This window comes from Polaribacter sp. 20A6 (assembly GCF_011378915.1).
In the GTDB taxonomy this organism is placed as follows: Bacteria; Bacteroidota; Bacteroidia; order Flavobacteriales; family Flavobacteriaceae; genus Polaribacter; species Polaribacter sejongensis.
In genome coordinates this window covers 65078-90905 of sequence record NZ_WTPZ01000003.1, presented here as the reverse complement: position 1 = coordinate 90905, position 25828 = coordinate 65078, and the positions used below count along the sequence as shown (strand labels likewise).

General features: G+C 30.4%; 22 protein-coding genes. 4 read left to right on the top strand and 18 right to left on the bottom strand.

Annotated features, from left to right (window positions below):
* Positions 1-75 precede the first annotated feature (75 nt).
* Both GQS57_RS07760 and GQS57_RS07755 read left to right on the top strand, forming a co-directional pair.
* Positions 76-627 carry an inorganic diphosphatase gene (locus GQS57_RS07760; protein ID WP_240915453.1) on the top strand — a complete coding sequence of 184 codons (552 nt, stop codon included), beginning with the start codon at positions 76-78 and terminating at the stop codon, positions 625-627.
* A 289-nt stretch (positions 628-916) separates the two neighbouring features.
* The gene (locus GQS57_RS07755) at positions 917-3265 is read left to right on the top strand and encodes a sodium-translocating pyrophosphatase (RefSeq protein WP_165732139.1); all 2349 of its coding nucleotides are present in this window, start codon (positions 917-919) and stop codon (positions 3263-3265) included.
* 121 nt (positions 3266-3386) lie between these two features.
* Here GQS57_RS07755 and GQS57_RS07750 read toward each other — a convergent pair whose 3' ends face one another.
* Positions 3387-3548, bottom strand: a complete 162-nt coding sequence (locus GQS57_RS07750) for a DUF1328 domain-containing protein (RefSeq protein ID WP_165732137.1) — start codon at positions 3546-3548, stop codon at positions 3387-3389.
* Positions 3549-3880: 332 nt separating this feature from the next.
* Here GQS57_RS07750 and GQS57_RS07745 point away from each other — a divergent pair, with 332 nt between their 5' ends.
* The gene (locus tag GQS57_RS07745) at positions 3881-4906 is read left to right on the top strand and encodes an AraC family transcriptional regulator (protein WP_165732135.1); all 1026 of its coding nucleotides are present in this window, start codon (positions 3881-3883) and stop codon (positions 4904-4906) included.
* Positions 4907-4925: 19 nt separating this feature from the next.
* Here GQS57_RS07745 and GQS57_RS07740 read toward each other — a convergent pair whose 3' ends face one another.
* The 5 genes from GQS57_RS07740 to GQS57_RS07720 form a co-directional block, all read right to left on the bottom strand.
* Positions 4926-5126 carry a DUF6327 family protein gene (locus tag GQS57_RS07740; RefSeq protein WP_165732134.1) on the bottom strand — a complete coding sequence of 67 codons (201 nt, stop codon included), beginning with the start codon at positions 5124-5126 and terminating at the stop codon, positions 4926-4928.
* Between the two features lie 24 nt (positions 5127-5150).
* Entirely contained in the window at positions 5151-5498 is a 348-nt protein-coding gene (locus GQS57_RS07735; protein WP_165732132.1) for a hypothetical protein, read from the bottom strand.
* A 3-nt stretch (positions 5499-5501) separates the two neighbouring features.
* Positions 5502-5834: a YtxH domain-containing protein gene (locus GQS57_RS07730; RefSeq protein ID WP_165732130.1), complete on the bottom strand. Its 333-nt coding sequence runs from the start codon at positions 5832-5834 to the stop codon at positions 5502-5504.
* 155 nt (positions 5835-5989) lie between these two features.
* Positions 5990-7600, bottom strand: coding sequence for a phosphoenolpyruvate carboxykinase (ATP) (gene pckA, locus GQS57_RS07725; protein WP_165732127.1), 1611 nt, complete (start codon positions 7598-7600; stop codon positions 5990-5992).
* 90 nt (positions 7601-7690) lie between these two features.
* Entirely contained in the window at positions 7691-8074 is a 384-nt protein-coding gene (locus GQS57_RS07720; RefSeq protein ID WP_165732126.1) for a DUF423 domain-containing protein, read from the bottom strand.
* A 70-nt stretch (positions 8075-8144) separates the two neighbouring features.
* Between GQS57_RS07720 and GQS57_RS07715 the strand changes: the two genes are divergently transcribed.
* A complete protein-coding gene (locus GQS57_RS07715; protein ID WP_165732124.1) occupies positions 8145-9515 on the top strand; it encodes a saccharopine dehydrogenase family protein in 1371 nt (456 codons plus the stop codon).
* 67 nt (positions 9516-9582) lie between these two features.
* Here GQS57_RS07715 and GQS57_RS07710 read toward each other — a convergent pair whose 3' ends face one another.
* From GQS57_RS07710 to GQS57_RS07655, 12 genes are all read right to left on the bottom strand, one after another.
* Positions 9583-10302, bottom strand: coding sequence for a tRNA1(Val) (adenine(37)-N6)-methyltransferase (locus tag GQS57_RS07710; RefSeq protein WP_205860236.1), 720 nt, complete (start codon positions 10300-10302; stop codon positions 9583-9585).
* Between the two features lie 141 nt (positions 10303-10443).
* Positions 10444-11394 (bottom strand): MBL fold metallo-hydrolase, encoded by a 951-nt coding sequence (locus tag GQS57_RS07705; protein WP_165732122.1) that lies wholly within the window; start codon positions 11392-11394, stop codon positions 10444-10446.
* A 16-nt stretch (positions 11395-11410) separates the two neighbouring features.
* Positions 11411-11959, bottom strand: coding sequence for a RidA family protein (locus tag GQS57_RS07700; protein ID WP_165732120.1), 549 nt, complete (start codon positions 11957-11959; stop codon positions 11411-11413).
* A 52-nt stretch (positions 11960-12011) separates the two neighbouring features.
* Positions 12012-14075: an amidohydrolase family protein gene (locus tag GQS57_RS07695; protein WP_165732118.1), complete on the bottom strand. Its 2064-nt coding sequence runs from the start codon at positions 14073-14075 to the stop codon at positions 12012-12014.
* 42 nt (positions 14076-14117) lie between these two features.
* On the bottom strand, positions 14118-15239 hold the full coding sequence (locus GQS57_RS07690; protein WP_165732117.1) for a VCBS repeat-containing protein: 1122 nt from the start codon (positions 15237-15239) through the stop codon (positions 14118-14120).
* A gap of 81 nt (positions 15240-15320) precedes the next feature.
* A complete protein-coding gene (locus GQS57_RS07685) occupies positions 15321-16475 on the bottom strand; it encodes a dipeptidase (RefSeq protein WP_165732115.1) in 1155 nt (384 codons plus the stop codon).
* A gap of 163 nt (positions 16476-16638) precedes the next feature.
* Complete coding sequence (locus GQS57_RS07680; RefSeq protein WP_165732113.1) at positions 16639-18048, bottom strand: RagB/SusD family nutrient uptake outer membrane protein; 1410 nt, start codon at positions 18046-18048, stop codon at positions 16639-16641.
* 15 nt (positions 18049-18063) lie between these two features.
* A complete protein-coding gene (locus GQS57_RS07675) occupies positions 18064-21396 on the bottom strand; it encodes a TonB-dependent receptor (RefSeq protein WP_165732111.1) in 3333 nt (1110 codons plus the stop codon).
* Positions 21397-21528: 132 nt separating this feature from the next.
* Complete coding sequence (locus GQS57_RS07670) at positions 21529-22593, bottom strand: FecR family protein (protein WP_165732110.1); 1065 nt, start codon at positions 22591-22593, stop codon at positions 21529-21531.
* A 100-nt stretch (positions 22594-22693) separates the two neighbouring features.
* Positions 22694-23389, bottom strand: coding sequence for an RNA polymerase sigma factor (locus GQS57_RS07665; protein WP_165732108.1), 696 nt, complete (start codon positions 23387-23389; stop codon positions 22694-22696).
* Positions 23390-23715: 326 nt separating this feature from the next.
* The gene (locus GQS57_RS07660) at positions 23716-24903 is read right to left on the bottom strand and encodes a sugar MFS transporter (RefSeq protein WP_165732106.1); all 1188 of its coding nucleotides are present in this window, start codon (positions 24901-24903) and stop codon (positions 23716-23718) included.
* A 5-nt stretch (positions 24904-24908) separates the two neighbouring features.
* Complete coding sequence (locus GQS57_RS07655; RefSeq protein ID WP_165732104.1) at positions 24909-25811, bottom strand: ROK family protein; 903 nt, start codon at positions 25809-25811, stop codon at positions 24909-24911.
* Positions 25812-25828 lie beyond the last annotated feature (17 nt).

The window sequence follows — 25828 nt, the reverse complement described above, 5'->3', positions numbered from 1 at the left end:
ATCCTTTGCGTAAATTTATGCCCTCAAAACTAAAATAAAATTTAATTTATAACTATTTTTGTGTAAAACCAAAAAATGAAAGAACCTAAGACAATGAGTAAAGAAACGAAAAAACCAGTAACTTTTGACGTACTGATAGAAATACCAAAAGGAAGTAGAAATAAATATGAGTATGATTTTACTTTACATAAAATTAGATTCGATAGAATGCTTTTTTCTTCTATGATGTACCCAGGTGATTACGGATTTATTCCTGAAACTTTAGCGTTAGACTCAGATCCATTAGATGTATTAGTTTTAGGTCATCAACCAACCTACCCAATGGTTGTTATGGAAGTTAGACCTATTGGAGTTTTCTATATGACGGATGAAAAAGGTCCTGATGAAAAAATAATTTGTGTACCTGTTTCTGATCCTATTTGGAGTAACAAAGAAGATATTGCAGATTTAAATCCTCACAGATTAAAAGAAATAGAACATTTCTTTCAAGTTTATAAAGACTTAGAAAAGAAAAAAGTTGATACTGGTGGTTGGGGAGATGCTGCTGCTGCAATTAAAATTTATGATGAATGTGTTAAACGTTATGACGATAGCGAACACAAGAAAAAAAGAACATTTACTATCTAAGTAAATTTCAATAAAAGCAAAAAGCACCTTAAAAATTAAGGTGCTTTTTTTTGTTTAAAACTTAAAAAATCAACACTCTTTATATCGATTATAGTTATCAAAAAAAACATGATAATATTAAAATTCAATAGGATTTACCAACAAAACTGACATAAGTCATAGTATAGATAATATAAAATAAACGGGTATTAAATATATAATCTTTAATTTATGTAGACTTTTTTTTATTAATTTAATTTAACTATTTTTAACAATGTTAAAAAAATATAACTTAAATTAACTAGATAATATGGAAATAATCGTAAAATTTCTACCACTATTTGGTGTGGTAGCATTGCTCTTCGTTTTTCTAAAAAGCGGTTGGGTTTCAAAACAAGAGGTTGGTGATGAAAAAATGTCTCGAATTGCAAAAAACATTGCAGATGGAGCAATGGCATTCTTAAAAGCTGAATATAAAGTTTTAGCAATTTTTGTAATTGCTGTAGCCATCTTACTTTTCTTTAAAGGAAATACAGAAGTAGGCTCTAATGGAATGGTTGCAGTCTCTTTCATTATTGGAGCAATTTGTTCTGCTTTAGCAGGTTTTATCGGAATGAAAGTAGCAACCAAAGCAAATGTTAGAACAACACAAGCAGCAAAAACCTCATTAGGTAGAGCATTAGAAGTCGCTTTTGCAGGAGGTGCAGTAATGGGTTTAGGAGTTGTTGGTTTAGGAATTTTAGGATTAAGTAGCTTGTTTATGCTGTACCAATCGATGTGGCCTGGAGCAGAGAACTTAACATTAGTATTAAATGTATTATCTGGTTTTTCATTAGGTGCGTCTTCAATTGCATTATTTGCACGTGTTGGTGGTGGTATATACACAAAAGCCGCAGATGTTGGAGCAGATTTAGTTGGTAAGGTAGAAGCTGGTATTCCAGAAGATCATCCTTTAAACCCTGCAACTATTGCAGATAATGTAGGTGATAATGTAGGTGATGTTGCTGGTATGGGAGCAGATTTATTTGAATCTTATGTTGGTTCTATTATTGGTACAATGGTTTTAGGTGCTTTTATTTTAACACCTGATTTTGATGGTCTAGGAGCAGTTTATTTACCGCTAGTTCTTGGAGCTGTAGGAATTTTGATGTCTATTTTAGGTACATTTTTTGTAAAAGTAAGAGATGGTGGAAATCCGCAAACAGCTTTAAATATTGGAGAATTTGGTTCGGCAGGTTTAATGGTTGTGGCTTCCTATTTTATAATCACAGCTTTAATTCCAGAATCTATAGAAGGTTTACCTTTTGGAGCAATGGGTGTTTTTAAAGCAACAATAGCTGGTTTAGTAGCTGGCTTAGGTGTAGGAAAAATAACAGAATATTATACCGCTACAGGTAAAAAACCTGTAATGTCTATTGTAGCGCAATCGGAAACTGGAGCAGCAACAAACATTATTGCTGGTTTAGGTGTGGGGATGATGTCTACAATGATTCCTATTCTTTTAATTGCTGCTGCAATTATAGTATCTCACTATTATGCAGGTTTATACGGTATTGCTATTGCAGCAGTAGGTATGTTAGCCAATACAGGTATTCAATTAGCAGTAGATGCATACGGACCAATTTGTGATAATGCAGGTGGAATTGCTGAAATGGCAGAATTACCTCATGAAGTAAGAGAACGTACAGATAAATTAGATGCCGTTGGTAACACAACTGCCGCGGTTGGTAAAGGATTTGCAATTGCTTCTGCTGCCTTAACCGCTTTGGCTTTATTTGCTGCTTTTATGAAAACAGCAAATGTTGTTGCTATTGATGTTTCTCAACCTCAAATTATGGCTGGTTTACTTGTTGGAGGAATGTTACCTTTTGTATTTTCGGCTTTATCTATGAATGCAGTGGGTAGAGCAGCAATGGCTATGATTGAGGAAGTTCGTCGTCAGTTTAGAGATATTCCAAAGTTAAAAGCTGCCTTAGAAGTAATGCGTAAGTACGATTCTGATATGACAAAAGCTTCTAAAGAAGATAGAGCTATTTTTGATGCTGCAGATGGTGTAGCAGATTATGGAAAATGTATTGATATCTCTACAAAAGCATCCATAAGAGAAATGGTATTACCAGGTTTATTAGCAATCGTGGTACCTGTAGCTGTTGGTTTTATTGGTGGCGCAGAAATGTTAGGTGGTTTATTGGCAGGTGTTACAACTTGTGGTGTTTTAATGGCAATCTTTCAATCTAACGCAGGTGGTGCTTGGGACAATGCTAAAAAAACAATTGAAGAACAAGGTAAAAAAGGAACAGATGCCCACAAAGCAGCGGTTGTAGGAGATACTGTTGGAGATCCTTTTAAAGATACTTCTGGACCTTCTTTAAACATTCTTTTAAAATTAATGTCTGTTGTAGCTTTAGTTATAGCTCCTAGTATTGCTTTAAATAGCACTGCAATTTCTGATTATAATAATACTAATAAAGAAGTAAAAATAGAAACTACTCAAACTTCTACAGATTTATCTAGCACAATAACTTCTATAACTATTGATGAAACGAATACTCAAGAAATTATAAAAAAAGAAGCTAAAATTGAAAAGAAAGCAAAAGAGGCAGGAAAAGTAGCATCTGTAAATGTTGTAAAAAACGAAAAAGAGGTTACTATTCAATAATAATTAAGAATTTACACTTCAATTCATAAAAAAAGCATCCATTCGAAATTTTCGAAAATGGATGCTTTTTACTTTTAACAAGTATTATATGCCCATATTAAATTGGGATTAAAAATAAGAATTATACTTTTTTTCTTCCTGTAATTAAAGATATTAAGAAAAGAATAATGAAGATTACAAAAATAATTTTAGCGATTCCTGCTGCAGTTCCTGCAATTCCTCCAAATCCTAAAACACCTGCTATTAATGCGATTATTATAAAAGTGATTGTCCAACGTAACATAATTTTAATATTTTAAATGAACGTTTGTTTACTTTAATGATGCCAAACGATGTACATCTATCTAATTTTTTTTCAACTAACTAACTAACTAACTAACTAACTAACTGTTATACAAATATATCTCAATTAAGCTTTAGTTGTGATTGCATATAATCTAAATTTTAACTCATTTAAGTTTTTATACTTTACTTAAATTATTGTTAAATATTTTAACGAGCATATAAAAAACTTGAAATATTGATAAAAAAGTCAACTTTGTTATTAAAATTTAAACTATTTTTATTTTTTGTACTGAACATTAAATAATTGTTCCTTTAAAACACTTTGCTACAATGATTGAGATTGAAATAATTGCTGATAGTGACAAAGATTTACTAGAGCAAATTGCTATAAAAATAGGAGGTTCTGTTACTAGTAATTGGAGTGAAAATGTACTTACAATTAATAATGAGAACGCTATTGGAACAATTAAATTTATACCTTTCGATTGGGGTGTAAACTTGTTAGATTTTGATATCAAACTACACAAAGAATTTATTTTTAAAATTCAAGCAGTTCCAGAATTTAATCCTCTTCGATTTATGTACCCTTCATTTGGTTCTTTTAAACATCGATTTGGTATTGATAATAAAGAAAGCAAAATAGAACAATTTCAATCCTTAATTTTTACAAATAAAACAGATGGTTATAATTATATCCATTTACCTAAGAATGAAAAAGTAGAAATTAACCTTATAGAAATTGTCAGAAAGAAATTTCTAAAAAAAAGAACTACAAACGTTTCTACATTAAATGAAAAATTATATGAAGTTTTCGTAGATACAGATCATGATCACAGATTTATAAATTACGGTACGCTTAATTTAAAAATGGCCGATATAATTGCCCAAATAAAAAACGTAAAGGGGAAAGGAATGTTGCGTATTCTTAAAATTGAAGCTAGAGTTTATGAAGTATTATCTTTACACATACAACAACACAATAGACTTCTAGAAGGTGTCCCTTTACCTAAGTCCATTGCCAAGGATGAGTTAAAAATTGTTCGTAAATTAGGTAAAACAATTGTAAAAAATCCTGCTAAAAACTATACATTAGAAGATCTTTCATTAACTTCTGGTTTAACACAAGCAAAACTTCAAGATGGTTTTAAGTTTTTATACAACAGAACTGTTACAGAGTATATAAGACATATTCGTTTAGAGTCTTCAAGAGATCTTTTAAAGAATACAGATTTAAATATATCTCAAATTGTTTATAGTATTGGATTTAGTAGTAGAAGTTACTTTTCTAAAATTTTTAGAGAAAAGTATGGAATTACTCCAAACGGATTTAAGAAAAAATTATTATCCGTTGTGTAACTCCTTTATAAATCAACTACTATTTAAATATTTTCTTAATAAACATTAAAGTTCCAAACTTCCCTAATGTAGTAACAACGTTGCTTATTAGGGTCATAGGTTTTATACTTTCTTCAAAATCACTTTTAACCAATTTAAGTTCTTCTAAAGCAATTTGTTTTTCTAATGACAGCTGCCTTAAATCAGTATTTATTTCTTCAAAACTTTGATATATTTTCATTTTCGTTTTTTTAGGCATTAGTGATTAGTCATAGAATATTTTAGACACTTTAGATATTACTTTTTTCTCAAAAGATTTTCTCGAAAGATAAATAACTATAGAAATAACAAAGAAAAATAATCCCACAAATAAATATCCTAAAGCCGCGTTTTCGAGAAGTTCTCCCAAAGCAATGGCACTAGAAATTGCCAAAAATATAAACCCTAAGACAGATAAACTTCCTATTACAAAAAGTTTAACTATCATACTTAGGGTTAAAGCTGTTACTTGAAATGCCTTTAACTTTGAATACTCTATAGTTTTGGATACATATTCTTTACTAGCTTCAGTTCCTTTATCTGCGGAATTTTTTATATTGTCGAATATGCTCATCGATTAGGCAGATTTTTGTAATTTTTTATTTTGTTCTTTCAACTCTTTCAATTTTTTCTCTAAAGTTGAAATTACATCTTCTGCTTTATGACTAACGTTAGATACTACATTTTCTAATTGAGTGTCTAAACTTTCTTTTTGACCTGCTACTGAAGATGATACTTTATCCGTTAAATCACTTGCCGTATCTACTATCTTATCTTTTGCAGCTAATGCTTCATCAGAAATTCTTTGTCTAGTTTTTGCTCCTTTATCTGGTGCAAATAAAATACCCAATGTTGCTCCTATTACTGTTCCTGCTAATAAACCTACTACTGTATTGCTACTATTGCTCATAATTTTGTTTTTTTTTGATTAATATAACTTAGTGTGTTTCACTTACACAAAGATACATTATTAACAACCTCGTTATTAACTCTATAAATTTAAATCTTAGCTCAAACAAAAAAGCACCTCAAATTGAGGTGCTTTACTAAAAAAAAACAAAACTACTAAAAAGCATATCGCTGAGGTCCACCTCTACGTATATCTTCACTTGCAACTTCTTCAAATTGCGTAAAATTATTTCTGAATGCATTAGAGAGTTTAAATGCCGTCTTATAATAAGCTTCATCATTATTCCAAGTAGACCTCGGACTTAATAATTCTGTTGGCACTCCAGGACATGATCTTGGTTGCGCAACACCGAAAACAGAATGTATATGATAATCTTCATATTTATAACTTCCTAAATCGCCATTTAAAACAGCCGTAATCATTGCTCTTGTATATTTTAAGGGCATTCTTCTACCTACTCCATATTGTCCACCAGACCACCCTGTGTTAATCAACCAAACATTTACACCAGCATCTTTCATTTTCTTACTTAGCATTTCTGCATATCTTGTTGGATGTAATGGCATAAAAGGAGCACCAAAACAAGCAGAAAAACTTGGTGTTGGTTCCGTAACTCCCGCTTCTGTACCTGCTACTTTTGCTGTATAACCAGAAATAAAATGATACGCAGCTTGGTTAGGTGTCAATTTAGAAATTGGAGGTAAAACTCCAAATGCATCCGCAGTTAAAAAGAAAATATTCTTCGGATTTTTTCCTATGGATGGTACTTGTATATTCTCTATATGATGAATTGGATAACTAACTCGAGTATTCTGAGTAATAGAAGTATCTGCAAAATCGATAACTCCTTTATCATCCATAACTACATTTTCTAAGATTGCACCTTTTTTAATAGCTGAAAAAATTTCTGGTTCTTGTTCTGCTGATAAATTAATCACTTTTGCATAACAACCACCTTCAAAATTAAACACCGTATTTTCTGCCGTCCAACCATGCTCATCATCACCAATTAAACTTCTATCCGGATCTGTAGATAATGTAGTTTTTCCCGTACCTGATAATCCGAAGAAAATAGCAGTATCACCATCTTTACCAACATTTGCAGAACAATGCATTGGTAACGTATTTTTAAAAACTGGTAGAATGAAGTTTAAAGCAGAAAAGATTCCTTTTTTAATTTCACCTGTATAACCTGTTCCACCTATTAAAGCTATTTTTTTACTGAAGTTTAAAATAGCAAAATTGTGTTGTCTCGTTCCATCTACATCTGCATCTGCCATAAAACCAGGAGCATTAATAATAGTCCATTCTGGAGAAAAAGTTTCCAGTTCCTTTTCTGTAGGACGTAAGAACATATTGTACGCAAACATATTGCTCCAAGGTTGCTCATTTACAACTCTAATATTTAATTTATATTTTTCATCCGCACAAGCAGAACTATCTCTTACAAAAATTTCCTTACCTGATAAATAATCAACAACTTTAGTATACAGTGCATCAAATTTATCCGACTCAAAAGGAATATTCACATCACTCCACCAAACCTCATCTTTAGTTACTTCATCTTTTACAATAAAGCGATCTTTTGGTGAACGACCTGTAAATTCTCCTGTATTAACCGCTATAGCACCTAAAGAAGACACTTTTCCTTGTCCTTTTTTTAGAGTTTCACTATGTAGCTCGTCTGAGGTTAATTGATAGCGAACTGTTGCATTTTTGATTCCTAGACTATTTAACGAAATCGATTTCGTATTTGTATCTACCATATCAATATTTTTAATTATTTATAGATTAATTGCTGACAAAATTACACTTTAATTCCAAACAGCAACATATCTTACAATAAAATTATCAATTTATTTACTATTTCGATATTTCTTTAAGAATATCATAATCATTAAAAACCAACCAATTATTAATGTCAATCCTCCTAGAGGCGTTACAAACCAAATAGATTTTGCTGTAATTGGCGTTAAATGAATCGCATAAATAGAACCAGAAAAAAGTAAAATCCCTAAGAAAAAAATATAGCTAATATTATTTTTTTGTGAAGTAGTAAATCCGTCATAAATATTGATAAATAACAACACAATTACGTGATACATTTGATAACGAACCGCAGTTTCAAAACTCAACAACTCTGCACTAGTTAAAACTTCTTTTAAAGCATGTGCTCCAAAAGCTCCTAAAACAATGGCTAACATCCCTAAAACACATGTAATAATTAAATTTTTAAACATTTTAAATGGTTTTTGTTAAATTTTAAACAAAATTACTATCTTCGTAAGACTACAAAAATAAGATATATTGATGAAAAATATTCTAATTATTGGTGCAGGAAAATCAAGTTCTTTTCTAATAAAGTATTTGTTAGAAAAATCTGATGAAGAAAACTTAAAAATAACAATTGGTGATATTTCTACTGAAAACGCAGACAAGCTTATCAACAATCATAAAAATGCAGAAAGCATCATTCTAGATGTTTTTAATACTGAGCAGCGTCAAAGAATCATCAAGAAAACGGACGTTGTAATCTCCATGTTACCTGCAAGATTTCACATTGAAGTAGCAAAAGATTGCATTCTTTTTGGCAAACACATGGTTACGGCTTCTTATGTTTCTGATGAAATGAAAACATTAGATAAAGCTGCAAAGGAAAAAGGATTGATTCTTATGAATGAAATTGGCTTAGATCCAGGAATCGATCACATGAGTGCCATGCAAGTCCTTGATAAAATTAGAAGGCAAGGTGCCAAAATGTTATTATTCGAATCTTTTTGCGGAGGATTAGTAGCCCCAGAAAGCGACAACAACCTATGGAACTACAAATTTACTTGGAACCCAAGAAATGTGGTTTTAGCGGGACAAGGTGGCGCTGCAATGTTTATTCAAGAAGGTACTTATAAATACATACCGTATAATAAATTGTTTAGAAGAACAGAGTTTTTAAACATCAATAAAAATGGCAAATTTGAAGCATACGCAAATAGAGATTCTTTAAAATATAGAAGTATTTATGGTTTAGATACGATACCAACAATGTACAGAGGAACCATTAGAAAAGTTGGTTTTTCTAGAGCTTGGAACATTTTTGTACAGTTAGGTATGACAGATGATTCTTACATTATTGAGGATTCTGAAAACATGAGTTATAGAGATTTTGTAAACTTATTTTTAGCATATTCTCCTTCTGATTCTGTTGAGTTAAAACTACGTTCTTACTTAAAAATTGATCAAGATGATGTAATGTGGGAAAAATTAATTGAACTCGATATTTTTAATCCGAAGAAAATAATTGGTTTGACAAATGCTACTCCTGCACAAATGTTACAAAAAATACTTGAAGATTCTTGGACATTAAAAGAGGATGAAAAAGATATGGTTGTAATGCAGCATCTTTTTGGTTATGAAGTTGATGGTAAAAAACATCAAATAGAAAGTAGTTTGGTGGTTATTGGTGAAAACCAAACTTATACAGCAATGGCTAAAACAGTTGGTTTACCTGTTGGTATTGCAGCTTTAAAAATATTAAAAGGAGAAATTAAAACTCCTGGAGTACAACTACCAATTTCCAAAGAAGTCTATGAACCTATTTTAAAAGAATTAGAAAATTACGGAATAAAATTTACGGAGAAAGAAGTGCCTTATTTGGGGTATAATCCTAATTATGTGGTTGGATAGTGTGGTTGTTACACAGAGTTGCACGGAGTAAAAACCTTTTTCTTTGCGCCCTTTGCAATTAAAACACCTACATTTTCAAATAAAAATCCTTGGTCAAATTAATATAATCTTCGGTATATTGATGACGCTCTATTTCTATAATTAAACTTTCTTCTTGTATTTCTGTTTCATCAAAAGAAAACTCTAATAAACATCTTTTAATTTCTGATGTTTCATTGCCTTTAACTCTACAAATTCTATTTAAACGTAAATTGTTTTCTATTCCTAAATTGATGAAATTTGTTTCTTCTTTAAAAGGAATGACGACACAAAATTTTCCTTTTTCTGATAATATTTTAGAAACTCCTACAATCAGCTCTTTAAAAGAAAGAGAAGATGTAAAACGTGCTTTATTTCTAGCAACATCATCAGTTTCAAAATCGTCATTATAAAATGGTGGGTTCGAAACAATTAAATCATAGGTTTCTTCCTCTTCTGCAATTTCTTCTGCAAATTCATTAAAAGTTGCATTGTAACAATATAAACGATCTCCCCAATCCGATTCTTCAAAATTAGCTACTGTTTGTTCGTACGCATTTTCATCAATCTCTACAGCATCAATTGTCATAGCGTCCGAACGCTGCGCAATCATTAAAGAAATAACGCCTGTACCAGAACCGATGTCTAAAATATTATCCGGATAATCATCAACAGAACACCAAGCACCTAATAAAACGCCGTCGGTACCAACTTTCATGGCTGTTTTATCTTGATGAACAGTAAACTCTTTAAATTTGAATGGTTTCATATATAGAATTAAAATAGCGATAAAAGTACTTTTTTTTATCAGAAGGAAAAGAGCTATTTTAATTTAATGTTTAGAATAAATAACTTTTCTATCACTTAGTATTAAAAAACAAGTGACAGAAAATTATCTTTAATGTTCTCTTTATTTTATAATTATTGTTTCTAAATGTACAGGAACAATCACTTTAGATTTTGGCGATGCTAATTTTACTTCTTTTAAAAATGGTTTAATTTTTTTATCAATTGCACTCTCTTGAGTAAATCCGTAAGGAACTCTAAAATTATCCCAATGTGTTGGAATGACTATTTTAGGAAAGTTTGTTAACTGCATTAAACGTTCTGTATATTTATAAATTTCTAATCTAGAAAAATTAACACCTGGTAAAATAATATCTGGTTTTAAACCTGCTACTTCTCTTTCTAAAAAGTTCATAGAACCTGCCGTTAACACTTTATGATTTTTAAAACGAATTAAAAACATTAACGATTTACCTTCAATAAAATCTTCTAATTTTAAAGGTAATTTCACCTCTTCATTATGCATTCTAGAATCATAATAATGCTTATCATCTAAAGCAGAATGAATAGACGGAATTACTCTTACAGAAAATTCATCAAACTGATAATCTTCTCCTCCTCTTACTCTAAGTAATTGCTTTTCTGGAATACCATACGCTTTTAAAATCTTACAACTTGTTTCTGTTGCAATTACTATTGCTCCTGTTTTTTTGGCGATATAAGGAACGTCTGCCAAATGATCTAAATGCGAATGATGTACTAAAATATAATCTACTTTATTTGTTAATACTTTATTGATTGTTGCCGTATCTGAAACATAAATATCTGATGGATAATAATTTTTGCGAGTATCTTCTTTACTGTTTGATGGACTATCACCTAACTTTAATCTAGAAATATATGGATCGACTAAAATATTTAAATCTCCCTCTATCATTTCCCAACCTGCACCTCCAAAATATTTTAACTTTAATTCTTGGGCTTTACTATTTTGAGTAAAAGTTAAAACGAATATCAATAAGAAGAAAGACTTTACTATTGAATCTATTTTAATTTTTCTATTATATATTTTCATATCTTATTTTTTATAATTAATCGTAAACCTCTACAATAAACTCAATTTCTACCGCTTGTGCTCTAGGTAATGAAGCCATACCAACTGCAGCTCTTGCGTGTTTTCCTTTTTCTCCAAAAACATCAACCATTAAATCAGAAAAACCGTTAACTACTTTTGGTTGATCTAAAAAATTAGGATCTGAGTTTACAAAACCTAAAACCTTTACAATACGTTTTACTTTATTTAAATTGCCTAGCATATGTTTTAAAACGGCTAGTTGATTTATTGCTGTTAACCTTGCAGCTGCATACCCTTCATTAATAGAAATATCTTGTCCTAATTTTCCTGTTATTTCTGTTCCGTCTACACGTTTTGGACCTTTTCCTGCCAAGAAAATAAGATTTCCTGTTCTTACTCCGTTTACATAATTTGCAATGGGTTGCGGCGGACTTGGCAATACAATATTTAATTCTTTTAATTTTGCCTCTGGATTGTAATCTTTATCTGGCATTTCTTTTGACTCTTGCTTAGCACAACCAATCATTAAAAGAGCAACAAAAAGTAACTTTATAATTTTACTCATAATTTTAATATTTAATTTCTTTTGTGTTTTTATTAATTTTTAAACCTTAAAACTATTCCGCTGGTTTAAAATCTGCTGCTTTCCATAACGGATTACTTTTGTAATAATTTCCGTTAGTAACAACTGCAGAAACTGTTCTAATATTAGAAATATCTTCTAAAGGATTTTTATCTAGAATTGCAATATCTCCTTCTTTTCCTATTTCTAAAGTTCCTGTTTTATCTCCTAATCCCATTACTGTTGCTGGTACAATTGTAGCTGTTTTTATAGCTTCTAACGGTGTCATCCCTCCGTATTTCTGATATGTTTCTAACTCTAAATACAAACCAAAAACAGGTACAATATTATCTGTTCCTGCAACAATTGGCACTCCTGCCTTATAAAATTGACCAAGAATTCCCATTGCTTTTATATAATCTGCTTTTGCCGTTTCTGCTATTTTTGCAGATAAACCTGTTCTAAATCTTTTTCCTTCAAATAATTCATACGCTATTCTATCAGAAAATGGTTCTATGGTTTCTAAAACAGATCCTTTAGTCATTGCTCTTGCTACATCTAGAGCAATTGTTGGATCTAAAACTGTTTTATGCTTTAATAGATAAGCAATAGCTTCGTCTATTTGTTTCTGCGAAATATCATTTTTATTGATATAATAACTACCTAATTCCTTAATTGTTTTACCAGGAAATAATACCGTTAAAATTCTAGACCTATGACTTAACATATCCATTCCTGCATCAATAGCACCACGTGCATTACCAATTTCTTTTGGCACATGACCTGTAATAGACATGCCTCTTTTATGTCCTTCTTCTGCCAATACTTTTGTTAATTCTGAACTTACTGAAGAGTAAATTTTTATTTGTTTGTATCCGTTAGAAAAATATAAATCTGCTACTTTTTTAGCCTCTTCAACAGTTCTTGCTCTTACAACTCCGTTACCTTGTATTCCGGCTCCGTCTGTCATACCTGCTAATAAAATATCTGGTCCGATTGCGCCTTCTTTTGCAATGGCATCTCTAAATGAGGTTGCAAATTCTAGCTCATTTCCGTTATCACGAATTGTAGTAACACCACCTGCTAAATATGCTGGTGCCCAATCTACTTGATTAGAATGCGCATGCATATCCCACAAACCAGGAATTAATGTTTTTCCTTTTACATCAATAACTTCTGCTCCTTCAGGAATTTCTACTTCAGAACGTTTTCCTATTTTAGAAATCGTTCCGTCTGTAATAATTAAAGTCATATCCTCTTTAGCAGTGTTGCTAAGTCCATCTACAATATTTCCTCCAACAAATGCTTTTATTTTTGCTTGAGTACCTTTTAAATCTTTAGTGAATTTTGATAACGCAGCCATTTCTTCCTCTACATTTCCTTGTACAAAAAATGGTTTTGCTTCTTCGTAACCTTCTTTAATATATTCTCTAATTTGTGTATTTGCCTTAACAAGTGCCACTAAATTATTTGCTTCATCTACCCAAATAGTTCTTCCTCCCCAATTGATACCTTCTACAACATATCTTTTTAAAGGTACTTTTTCACCTTTAATTTGTACGGTATCTTTTTGAATAAAATTCATGGTAATTTCTCCTCTTGGTATAGTAGGAATACTTCCTGTACCACCTTGTTTAAAATAATATTGATATAACATCATTTCTACACCTGCAGGAATATTACTATGAACCGGAAAAAAATCTATATTTTCCTTTTTTACAAAATCTCTATTTTTTTCCCAAACAGAAATTCCATCAGCAGTTTTTTTAACTTCTAAATTAACAATTGTATCATTTTTTGTAATACGTCTATTTCTGTAAGAAGAAGGATTTAAATTTATATCTAAATGTAACTCTGCTTCTACTCCTGTAATTCTACCTCTTTCGTTTTCTCCTTGAAGTGATTTTACAATAATTGAATCTTTAGTTGATGTAATAGAATAGGTTTCTTTACCAATTAAAGATTGTCTTCTATATACCAAGAAAGCACCTTCTTCGTTTATGTTTTCCCATTTTGATGGAGTACTTGTAGAACATCCTGTAACTAGAATCAGCACACCTAATTTTAATAAGTAACCTGCTTGTTTCATTTTATGCTTTGATTTATTTTTATATATCATTTTATATTTTTTAAGAGTTATAAATATCAATCTTGATTAAAATCAAGGAAATTTTGGAGTGAATTTATTAAAGTAAAATTGATTTAATTCGCCTGAATTACTTTCTATAATATCTAGTTTTTTATCACCATTTAAATCAAACGTTAAAATATCATATGTACTAAATTTCTCGTCATTTAACTGAATTTTAGTCCAACTTGTGCCGTTATTAGAATTGATAAAAACATTATTTGGTGACCCTGTATTTCCTATAATAATATCTGTTTCTCCATCACCATTTAAATCGCCAATAGATAAAGAATATGATTTATCTGAACTTGCATCAAAAACAATTTTACGTTCGTATGTTCCTTTTTTACTTCCAAAATAAATAACATTAGGCTCGCCTATATTTGCGGTAATAATGTCTTTATAACCATCTTTATCAATATCAATAACTGCTACAGATCTTGTAACATCATTACCAGTTCCGTAAGGGATTTTTTCATTGAAGTTTAATTTCCCGTCGTTTAAATAAACATAATTTGGTTGGTCATCTCTATTTGCTAAAATTAAATCTAAATAGCCATCACCATTCATATCTGCAACCTCAACATCTATGGTAGAATCTTTTTTGTTTCCAAACCCAATAACCTCTGTAAAAACACCTTTTCCGTTATTTAAACAAATCTCGTTTTCACTTCCTCTATTGGTTATTAAAATATCCATATCGCCATCGTTGTCTAAATCTGCAACAACAATATTTCTTGTAGGATTATATTTTGCGCCAAAACTAGCGCCTTTGGTAAAATTCCCTTTACCATCGTTTATAAAAATGTAATTAGGTGCCATATCATTACCAACAGCAATATCTAAATATCCATCGCCATTAAAATCTGCAAGCTCTGTAGAGTAACTTGTTTCTTGTTCTGTTCCTAAATTTTTAGAAACTGTAAAAATTCCGCGACCATTATTTATAAATATTTTATTTTGTCCTGGCCAATGCCTACCATTAGCTATAACAACATCTAAATCGCCATCACCATCAATATCACCAATTCCCATAGAAGCTGTTCGTTCTTTATGGATGCCCAGAATGGTTCTATTACTATTATAAAATTTTGATTTTTGAGAGTAACCAGAAAGCATGCAACTTGTAAAAAGTGCAAATAATATGTACTTCATAATTTAGCTATTAATTAGTTTAAGTATACTATTGTAAGTAAATAAGTCTCTTTTTATAGACATCTTATTCATGTTAAATTATTAAGATTTTAAAGTGTCCTTAAAATATCTTAACCAATTTAAACCTAATATTTTTTCGACATCACCAGTGCTATAACCTCTTTTATCTAAAATCTTAGCTACTTGTAAATAACGATCTGGCTTATCTAATTCCGGAATCCAAGGTGGCCATTGTACTTTGTACGAAGGTTTAAATTTTGTTAACCTTGGTTCGTACCAGTTTTCTTTGGTTGCTCCTGTTGCTTGTAAACCTTGTATTGCAAAATCTGCAGCAACACCAACATGATCTATTCCTGCAATTTTAACAACATGATCTATATGATCTACATAAGTTTCTAAGGTTGTTTTTGTACCTAATTCGGGGCCTATCATATACCCTAAACAAATTACGCCCATAATACCGCCTTTATCTGCCATGGCTTTTATTTGCGCATCGGTTTTAGATCTTGGATGATTTTTATACAAAGACTCACACATTGTGTGATTAAAACACGCTCCGGTTTTACTAAACTTAATTCCGTCGTTGGTTGTCTCTTTTCCGCAATGCGATAAATCAATCATAATACCAAGTTCGTTCATACGCTCTATGGCTTCAATTCCAAAGTCTGATAAACCACAATCTGTACGTTCTGTACTTCCATCACCTAACAAATTTCTTTGATTATAGGTTAATTGAATCCAGCGTGTACCAGCATCATATAAAGTATCGAGGTTTTTTATAGATTTCTCCATCATTGTAGCATTTTGAAATCCGTATAAAACAGCTGTTTTATCTTCTTTTTTAGCTCTGATAAAATCTGCCGCACTTGTTGCTTTTATTAATACATCCGAATTATTTTTAATACGATTATCCCATTCTGTTATATTTTTTAAAGCTGATTTTAAATTTCCAGAAAGTAAAGAGGTACCAAAACCAGAGTATCCCGTTTTTGCTAAAGCATCAAAAGAATCTTTATTCCAACCTTTAGGAATAATAAGTCCATCAATAACCATTGCTTTTTTATACAACTCTTCAATTTTAGTGTCTTGAAGATTTGTTATCAAATTATTAGATAGTCTTTGATTCGGATTAATATCAACAGATTCTAATATTGATGCAAAAGTACTTGCTATCTGAGTAGGAAAAATTGTACCAATTGATAATAATTTTATTAAATTTCTACGATTTTTTTCCAAAATATTTTATTTTTTATAATTGAATTTACATGAACAGAAAGACATCCTAAAACGCTAAGTATATAGAATTCTTGACTGCCATAAGTTAAAGACACACATTGAAAACAACTTTTCCTTTTATCAATATGTGTCTTTAATATTTTAAGTTGGGACAATTATATAATTAGTATCCTGGGTTTTGCTCTATATTAGGATTTACATCTGTTTCATCCTGTGGTATTGGTAATATATTGGTATCATCTGCATAAGGAATAAAACAAGTACTAGATGTACAATTTGTTCTTACAATATCTTTTTTTCTTCGCATTAAATCCCATAATCTTTGTCCTTCAAAACAAAGTTCTAATCTTCTTTCTAGAAAAATAGCGTCTATTAAATCATCTCCTGTACTCGTTGTACTTATTGCTGTAGGAAGTGCTCTCTTACGAATTATATCTAAATCTTCTTGAGCTCCAGTAATATCTGTACCTATTTGTGCTCTTGCTTCTGCTCTTATTAAATAAATTTCTGCAAGACGTACAACTTTTACATTATCATACCCCAAAACATGTGAGTATTTGTCTACTCTATAAGGCGCATAATCTCCCGCTAAATTTTCATCTATCACAAAATTTCCCATCCTTACATCGTCTGCGTCATATAAAGAAACAACGTCGTTAGATGGTAAATAATCTCCGTAACCACCTGCTGCTGCAGAAATGTATAAACCAGCAATACCGTTACCTCCTACGTTGTCTGATTCTGTCATAGAAATTTCAAAAATCGATTCAGAAGTATTATCGTTATCCCATAATGTTGCATAATTGCCATTATCAACCAAACTATAACCTGCATTAATTACATCGGTAGACATTGCTTCTGCATTTGCCCAATCTTCTTTATACAAATAAACTCTAGACAATAAAGCTTTGACAGATGTAGCTGATAATGTGCTAGAATTTGAGCTTCTAGAGGTATCACTCATTAAAGATAAAGCCGTTGTCATATCTAAAATCACCTGATTATAAACCTCTTCTACAGTATTTCTTGATGGTTCTAATGTTGGGTCAAACTCTAAAATTAAAGGTACTCCCGCATGACTTGCATCTGTTGTATATGAATAAGGCTGGGCAAAAAACCTTACTAAATCAAAATAAATTAAACCTCTTAAAGCATGAGCTTCTCCTAAAATATGATCTTTATTATCTTGAGATGCTTCAGTTACTTCTACATCTGAATTGATAATATTATTTAAAGCATTATTAGCAAAATACATACCTTCCCAAAGAGAACTAGCTTGAGCATCAGAAACGTTTTGCACATGTTCTGCATAATCTATAATTCTGTTTGCAGATAAGTTTTGTTTTACATCATCTGCTAATACATCAGGAATTAAAAACATATATCTACCATAATAATATGCGCCTGATATTTCATCATAAACCCCAGTAATAGATGTTTCTAAATCTTCTAAATTAGTTATTGCATCTTCATTTGCTACAGAAGATTGAGGAGTAAGTTCTAAAAATGATTCTGAACATGATAAGAAGAACCCTACCATAATCAATAGTAATATTTTATTATATTTTTTCATGAGTTTCTTTTTAAATTACAATTTAATATCTAGTCCTACAGAAACAGTTTTCATCGCTGGTGTTAAACCATTATAACTTCCGCTTATAGATTGTTCTGGATCTATATACAAATCTTTATCTTTAGTAAACGTTAATAAATTTGTACCTCTTGCGTATATTCTTGCAGAACTAAGGTGTAATAATGATGCTACTTTTTCAGGAAAATCATATGCCAATGTTAGATCTTTTAAACGGATAAAACTACCATCGTACAACCATCTTGTAACATTACTTTGATTACTACCAGATTGTCCTCCCCATTGAAACTTTGGAAATAAAGCATCTGTTTTACCTTCTACCCACCTATTTTCGTAAACATAAGTTGCAGTACTTCTTGGTGTTAATCTACCATCTCCTAAAGATCCTTTTGCTCTACTATCAAACAAATAATTACCAGAAGAATACATAAAACCAGCATTTAAGCTAAAGCCTTTGTAAGAAAAAGAAGTATTAAAACCACCGTAAAAATCTGGTGTTGCAGACTTACCTGATAAATAACGCTCTGCGTCTCCAATATCATTTGTTATGGTAGTTTCACTTGCATCTGTAAAATATTGTACATCTCCGTTTGTTTGATCTACACCTGCCCAACCATACATATAAAAAGACTGAAAATCTTGTCCTACTTGTCTTCTAAAGGCTCCGCTTGTATAATCTTCATCTAAATCTGTAATTTCATTTTTAATAAAAGTTGTATTAAAACCAACACTCCATCTAAAATCTTTATTATTAATAATGTTTGCATTTAAAGTAACCTCTAAACCTTTATTAGACATAGATCCAAAGTTTTGTGTTAATTCTGTAAACCCTGTTGTTGGAGAAATAGGAACATCTAAAATAAGATCTGAAGATTGTCTATCAAAATACTCTACAGTACCATTAATTTTACCAAAAAGACCAAAATCTAACCCAATATTAAAATTCTCTTGAGTTTCCCATGTAAGTTCTGGATTTTCAAGTTGTTGAGGAGTACCTCCTGGAGAGCCGTCATAATCATCACCATAACTATATAATCCTAAGGAAGCAAAATTACCAATAGCTGCATTACCTGTTAAACCATAAGATGTTCTTAATTTAAGAACATCGATAAAAGAAATATTATTAATAAATTTTTCTTTAAACATATTCCAACTTGCACCTACAGAATAAAATGTTCCGTATCTATTATCTGCACCAAATCTTGAAGACCCATCACGTCTTACACTACCTGAAAGGTAATATTTATGATCAATATTATAGTTACCTCTTAAAAACATAGAGTTAAAAGTATACTCTGTTTTAGTACCTGAAACCGCATATTCTGCTGCTGCAGTACTTAATGTTTTAACTACATCGTTAGGAAAATCTGAACCGGAAGCAGAAAATGATTCACGTACGGTTTGTTGCGCTTCATAACCTGCTAAAAAGTTTAAATTATGACTATCGTTTAATGTTAAACTATAATCTAACGTTTGTGTACCTACCCATGTTTTGTTGGTTGTATTTGCTTCATAAGCATAACCATTTGTATCATATCCGGTTCCGTAACGTCTGTTATAATAAGTAGATTCGTTAACGCTTAAAATATCAAAATTCCATTGAGATCTAAATATTAAATTCTTTATAGGAGTAACTGTAAATGCTAAATTGTCAATAATTCTACTTGTTTTTGTTTCCCATAAATCGTCTCCGCTTAAACTTCCTACAGGATTACTTCCTATTGGAAAATATGCTAAATGATCTGCATTGTATAAACCTTCCTCGTCATAAATAGGAATTAACGGAGATAGCTCTAAAGTACTCTTAAACGGATTGTTCCAAGAACCTGCATCTGGTGCAGTTGTAGATGTAATATTTGCAATTGATATGTTATTAGATATTGTTAAATATTTACTTGCTTTATATTCTAAATTAGTTCTACCACTAAATCTAGAAAAATCATATCCTATAATATAACTTCCTTGCTCCATAAAACCACCAGACATAAAGTATTTAACTTTATCGGTAGCTCCTCTTATACTTAAATCATAACTTTGTGTAACGCCAGTTCTTGTTATAGCGTCTAACCAGTTTGTATCTGTAGCTTCACCTGTTGAAGGATCGATTTGTTGTGTATAATAATTATCTAATTGTGTTTGAGCTTCTGCCTCTGTAAGTCCTAAATTTACATAACCTTCAATATATAATTCTTTATACTGAGCTGCATTTAAAGGTTTTAAAATATTTTTTGATGCTTGAGAATTAAACCCTGTTAATGTTTTTAATTCTATAGTTGCTTTACCTGTTTTTCCTTGTTTTGTAGTAATTAAAATAACACCATTTGCACCTCTAGATCCATAAATTGCTGTAGAAGCAGCGTCCTTTAAAATACTAATACTTTCAATATCGTTTGGGTTGATAGATGCCATTACATTAGAGCTAGCTCCATCATTATCATTTGTAGACTGGCTACCTGCTTGAATAGGAATACCATCTATAACATATAAAGGCTCACTAGATGCATTAATAGATCCAATACCTCTAATTCTAATTTCTGTATTTGATCCTGGTGCTCCATCAAGAGCACTTGCTTGTATACCTGCTACTCCACCTCTTAGAGATTGCTCAAAAGAAGATGTTGGCGCTTGTTCTAATTCTGTTCCTTTCATTACTGCAACAGAACCCGTTAATTCTTCTTTTTTTAAAGAACCATAACCAACAATAACCACTTCTTCTAAAGAAGCAGTACTTTCTTCCATTTTAACATCTATAACAGTTTTATCTCCAACAGTTACAGTTTGTTTTATCATACCTATATAAGAAAACTCTAAAACAGCACCAGCTGGTACTTTAATAGAATATTTACCATCAAAATCGGTTTCAGTTCCTGTAGAGGTTCCTTTTACATGAACACTTACACCAGGCAAAGCAAAACCTTCTGATTCTACGACTAAACCAGTAACTACCTTTTCTTGTGTTACCTGATTATTAGTTAAAACAATAGTAGGTTTTGGTTGTATCTTTTTAACAATAACTTGTTTTCCGTCAACCTTATAACTTAAATTTATTTTTGAAAAAGCTTTATCTAAAACCTTAATAATATTTGCTTCATTAAGTTTTATTGATACTTTTTTATTTGTGTTTAAAACATCATCCTTATAAAAGAACATGTAATCACTTGACCCTTGAATTTCTTTAAAAAATTCTTCTATTGATATTCCTTTTACATCAATATTTATTTTCGTTTGTCCCATCAGCGGATTCATGTTACCTGCTGTGATTCCCAAACTAATTAATAATAGAAATATTCTCATAAGTATTAAAATTCCTTTGCGTGAGTTTTTTTTCATATTTTTGTTTTGATTATTAAGTTTTGCTGTTCTCTACAGCAATGTGATTAAAATAAGCCAGAAGATGTTGGCGCATCTTCCGGCCTTTTACTAATTCAAATAATAGTAGTTCACTTCATAAATTCTTTTTGTTTAATTAATTATTATTTTACCTTCTTCTAAGGTATATTTCATATTTGTACTTGCACTAATATTTTTAACCACTTTATCTATGCTTTCGTTTAAATCTAAATATCCAGAAAACTTTTCTTTAGCTAAATTTTTATTTTTAATATCTACTTTTAAATTATAGTATCTAGAAATTCTATTCATAACATAACTCAAATCATTATTTTTAAAGATTAAAACACCATCTCTCCATGAGAAATAATTATTTACGTTCACTTTTTCTGATACAATACCCTTAGTTTCTTTATTATACGTTGCTTTTGTACCAGGTGTAATTTTAATTTTATCTGAATAATGATTTAATTTGGGATCATTATGATAACTAATTTGCACACTTCCGCTTTTTAAAACCGTATTAATTTCTCCTTCTTCCGGATAACTTGTTACTCCAAAAACAGTTCCTAAAACTTTAACTTCCTGCTCTTTAGACATTACAATAAAAGGATGCTTTTTATCATGAGCAACATCAAAAATAGCTTCTCCTTCTAAATACAACTCTCTTCTATCTCCATTAAAAACTACCGGATATATTAATTTAGAACCAGAATTTAACCAAACAATCGTTCCGTCTGAAAGATTTATTTTAGATCGTTTACCATAAGGTATAATAAGTGTATTGTATGCTACTTTACTATTTTTAGAGGTTTCTTGTTCTATTTCGGTATCTTCTCCTATTGTTAATTTTTTTCCTGATTTAGAATAATTTATATTACTATCCTTTTTTTCTATTTTTAAATTCTCTCCATTTCCTAAAACCAATACAACTTCATCAGTTTTATTAAAATCTACCAATTTTGATGTATTTACAAAATCTGTAATAGAACTATTAGGTTCATTTTGATAACATAAAACAATACCTATCAAAAAAACTAAAGAAAAAGCAAGACTCATTACTAAACCTTTATTTCTTCTATTTCTTTTTCTATAGCTAAGATTATCAACAGAATTAAAAATTTTATTCTTTAAAGCCGTTTTTTCCAATTCTGTAATTGGTAAAATCTTAACTTTATTAGATTCATTAACTTTCATGATCTTTTTATATTCTTTATTATTAGTTTAAAAACTTTATTTGACTGCTATATTATTAATAGCACGTTTTCAGTTTTTTATAGACGTTAAAATGTGTTTTTTATAAAAAACAAAAAGATAATTGTAGTAATAAAACACTGAAATTTAATTTTCTTAATGCTTTAATTGCTCTATAAACAGACGTTCTAGCAGATTCAATAGAAACCTCCATAATCATCGAAATTTCTTCGTAAGATTTTTCTTGCTCAAATTTTAAACTCAAAACTTTTCTTTGACTATCACTTAAGGTTTTCATAGCATTTCTTAACCTTGAGTTTCTTTCGGAAATACCTTCTTCTGTTATAATGTGTTTCTCACAAGAATCTGAATGCTTTTTATTCATAGCATCAATTTCATAATCAAAATCATCTAAAGAAACAGAAGTATTTTTTTTATGATACTTTTTATTAATTTTCCTTTTTAAGGATTTAAAAAGATAATACTTAACATTATCTGTTTTAGAAAGCTTGTTTTTGTATTTATATAAGTCTACAAATAAATCGTGAATACAATCCATAACATAGCCCCTATCTTTTGAATGATACATACCATAAGAAAATAATATATTTACGTATCTATTATAAAGCTCTTCTATAGCTGTTTTCTTACCATTCTTTAATTCCTTCCAAATTAATGCATCCGTTTTTTCTACAGGAAAAATATTACTTTCACTTGTTTCTATTACTTGATTTATCGCAGATGTATTAAGATTGTTTTTTGCTACCAAAGCCAATGCTAATTCTCCATATTCTTGCATAAATTTTACTCTATTTTTTTACTTTATTAAAGATCTTGTAACCGCAACACAATATATTAAGCAAACTATTTATCTTTCATAGACCAAATTATCATATAAATATCAAAAAAGATGATTTAAGGAAAATAATTAAACAAAAATGTTATTTTATTAAAAAATACACACATAAATTATCAAATTGAAACTCATTTTTCAATTCCGTCGAAATTATAAGTAGGTCTATTATCTCTTTATAAAAACAAAAAAAAGTTCAGTGTAATTAAACACAGAACTTTTTATCTAAAATTATTTCGTTTAGAAAAATTTTTTCTTTCTATTAAATTAACTTATTTTTTAGAAGCAACTATCGTTGAAAACAATATATATATTAAACAAACTAATGGCACCAAAAAACCTAATAAAACACTAGAAGAATCGGCTACAAACCCCATTATTGGAGGTATAAAAGCACCACCTACAATTGCTGTTACCATTAACCCACTTAATTCGTTTGCTCTTTCTGGCAACTTATCTACCGTTATAGAAAATACTAAAGGAAAAATATTTGCAAACCCTAAACCCACCAAAATAATACCAATATAAGCTATTAACGTGTTCCCTAAAATTAATAACAACACACCTAATATTGATAAAATTACCGTTACAAATAAGAACTTAATTGGTTTAATTTTTGTTAAAATTGCGGCTCCTAAAAACCGACCAATTAATATTGGCAAGAAAAATAATGCCCAACTTAACCATAAACTAAAACCTTCTATACCAAATTCTTCTTTTAATAAAATTGGTATTCCGGAACTCATCGATACCTCTGCTCCTACATAAACAAATATAGAAAACACCATCATTAACACATATTTATTCTTTAATAAAGACAAGCAACTTGCTAATGATGCAGGCGTTTCGTCTTCATGTTTAACTTCTTCTACTTTTAATTTACTGATCCACCCTGTGGTAATTAAAATAAGTACTGCGTAAATTGGGAATAATAAAGTCCAATCCATACCTGCCATAACAGCGAAGGGCGGTAATAAGAATCCTAAAGAAGAACCAATTGCTTTAATAGATTGTCCTAATGATAAATTACTAGAGAACATTCCTGGTACAGATACATCTCTCATTATTGGATTTCCAGAAACTTGTAATACAGTTGCTCCTGCTCCTAATAATAATATAGATGCCAAAATAACGTAAAACTTTGATTGTAAATCTACTGTTCCTGTATCTATTATTGGTCCGTACATTCCTGATAAAATAGGAATTAAAAGCCCTATAAAAGCAATTACCAATCCTATTAATAACACTTTCTTTTTTCCTTTTCTATCTTGATAGATTCCCATTGGAATAGATAATATTCCAAACATTAAAAACCCACTAAAAGGTAATAAGGTTGCTAAAAAATTAGTTAACTCGAAAGTTTCTTTTGCTAAACTTACCATAGGGCCTACAACATCTCCAAAACCCATACATAAAAAGGCTAAAAATATTGGTAACGTACTTACTTTTTTATTATTCATCTTTTTTATTTAAACAAGGTTACTGCACCCAACATAGCTGCACTTTCTTTTAATATTGATACTTTAAAAGGAATTTCTATTCCTCTCATTCGTAATTCTGAAAATAAACTTGGTTTAAATAAATCAAAAGCTTCCGCTATATTCCCTCCCATTACTACTACATCTGCATTAAAATTAAGTAAGTAATCGGATAAGCAAGACGCTAAATTATGACCAAACTTATTAAATAATGAAACTGCATCTGTGTTTCCTAACTTTGCTAATTCTGCAATACGTTTTACGCCTGTTACTTCTTCATCAGAAACCCCGTTAAAACTATTTACAAACCATCTTGTAGAAAAATAATCATCTGCAATTCCTTCTTTAAAAGGTTTATCCCATAAATATCCATTTTCCGGAACCGTATTTCCTTCTTCAATAACTTTTCCCTTGCTAATAAATGAAGAACCAAATCCAGTACCTAAAGTAATTGCAACCATTTGATTACTTCCTTTACCGCTTCCATACCAAAAACACCCTAAGGAAAAGGCTGTGGCATCATTAACAAATTGTATTTTATTTTTTGATAATGCTAAAGTTTTAGAGAGTGCTTCTTTAACATTTACGTCTTTTAAGTGGATGAATTTTTTATTAGAATTATCAAACAAACCAATTCCTTCTTCGTAATTAAAAGGACCAGGAATAGCAATTCCTACGCCTACAAAACTAGAGCTTTCTGGTAGCTGTTTTTTACATGCTATTATTGCTTTTGCCCAAGTATCTATTAAAACCTCTTTAGGTTCTGCATGGTTAACCATCATGCTAACAAATGATTTTTCTAAAACGTTTCCTGTCTCTACTTCGATAATGGTACAGCAAATATGGCTTCCACCAATATCACAACCAATACTATATTTTGATTCTTTCATTATTTACCTATCCTTAA

Excerpts from the sequence above, each read along its gene's own strand:
- GQS57_RS07715 (WP_165732124.1), top strand. The coding sequence starts at position 8,145 with ATGAAAAATATTCTAATTATTGGTGCAGGAAAATCAAGTTCTTTTCTA.
- GQS57_RS07660 (WP_165732106.1), bottom strand. The coding sequence starts at position 24,903 with ATGAATAATAAAAAAGTAAGTACGTTACCAATATTTTTAGCCTTTTTA.
- GQS57_RS07745 (WP_165732135.1), top strand. The coding sequence starts at position 3,881 with ATGATTGAGATTGAAATAATTGCTGATAGTGACAAAGATTTACTAGAG.
- GQS57_RS07735 (WP_165732132.1), bottom strand. The coding sequence starts at position 5,498 with ATGAGCATATTCGACAATATAAAAAATTCCGCAGATAAAGGAACTGAA.
- GQS57_RS07755 (WP_165732139.1), top strand. The coding sequence starts at position 917 with ATGGAAATAATCGTAAAATTTCTACCACTATTTGGTGTGGTAGCATTG.
- GQS57_RS07700 (WP_165732120.1), bottom strand. The coding sequence starts at position 11,959 with ATGAGTAAAATTATAAAGTTACTTTTTGTTGCTCTTTTAATGATTGGT.
- GQS57_RS07760 (WP_240915453.1), top strand. The coding sequence starts at position 76 with ATGAAAGAACCTAAGACAATGAGTAAAGAAACGAAAAAACCAGTAACT.
- GQS57_RS07710 (WP_205860236.1), bottom strand. The coding sequence starts at position 10,302 with ATGAAACCATTCAAATTTAAAGAGTTTACTGTTCATCAAGATAAAACA.
- GQS57_RS07705 (WP_165732122.1), bottom strand. The coding sequence starts at position 11,394 with ATGAAAATATATAATAGAAAAATTAAAATAGATTCAATAGTAAAGTCT.
- GQS57_RS07750 (WP_165732137.1), bottom strand. The coding sequence starts at position 3,548 with ATGTTACGTTGGACAATCACTTTTATAATAATCGCATTAATAGCAGGT.
- GQS57_RS07690 (WP_165732117.1), bottom strand. The coding sequence starts at position 15,239 with ATGAAGTACATATTATTTGCACTTTTTACAAGTTGCATGCTTTCTGGT.
- GQS57_RS07670 (WP_165732110.1), bottom strand. The coding sequence starts at position 22,593 with ATGAAAGTTAATGAATCTAATAAAGTTAAGATTTTACCAATTACAGAA.
- GQS57_RS07665 (WP_165732108.1), bottom strand. The coding sequence starts at position 23,389 with ATGCAAGAATATGGAGAATTAGCATTGGCTTTGGTAGCAAAAAACAAT.
- GQS57_RS07680 (WP_165732113.1), bottom strand. The coding sequence starts at position 18,048 with ATGAAAAAATATAATAAAATATTACTATTGATTATGGTAGGGTTCTTC.
- pckA (WP_165732127.1), bottom strand. The coding sequence starts at position 7,600 with ATGGTAGATACAAATACGAAATCGATTTCGTTAAATAGTCTAGGAATC.
- GQS57_RS07740 (WP_165732134.1), bottom strand. The coding sequence starts at position 5,126 with ATGAAAATATATCAAAGTTTTGAAGAAATAAATACTGATTTAAGGCAG.
- GQS57_RS07655 (WP_165732104.1), bottom strand. The coding sequence starts at position 25,811 with ATGAAAGAATCAAAATATAGTATTGGTTGTGATATTGGTGGAAGCCAT.
- GQS57_RS07675 (WP_165732111.1), bottom strand. The coding sequence starts at position 21,396 with ATGAAAAAAAACTCACGCAAAGGAATTTTAATACTTATGAGAATATTT.
- GQS57_RS07730 (WP_165732130.1), bottom strand. The coding sequence starts at position 5,834 with ATGAGCAATAGTAGCAATACAGTAGTAGGTTTATTAGCAGGAACAGTA.
- GQS57_RS07695 (WP_165732118.1), bottom strand. The coding sequence starts at position 14,075 with ATGATATATAAAAATAAATCAAAGCATAAAATGAAACAAGCAGGTTAC.
- GQS57_RS07720 (WP_165732126.1), bottom strand. The coding sequence starts at position 8,074 with ATGTTTAAAAATTTAATTATTACATGTGTTTTAGGGATGTTAGCCATT.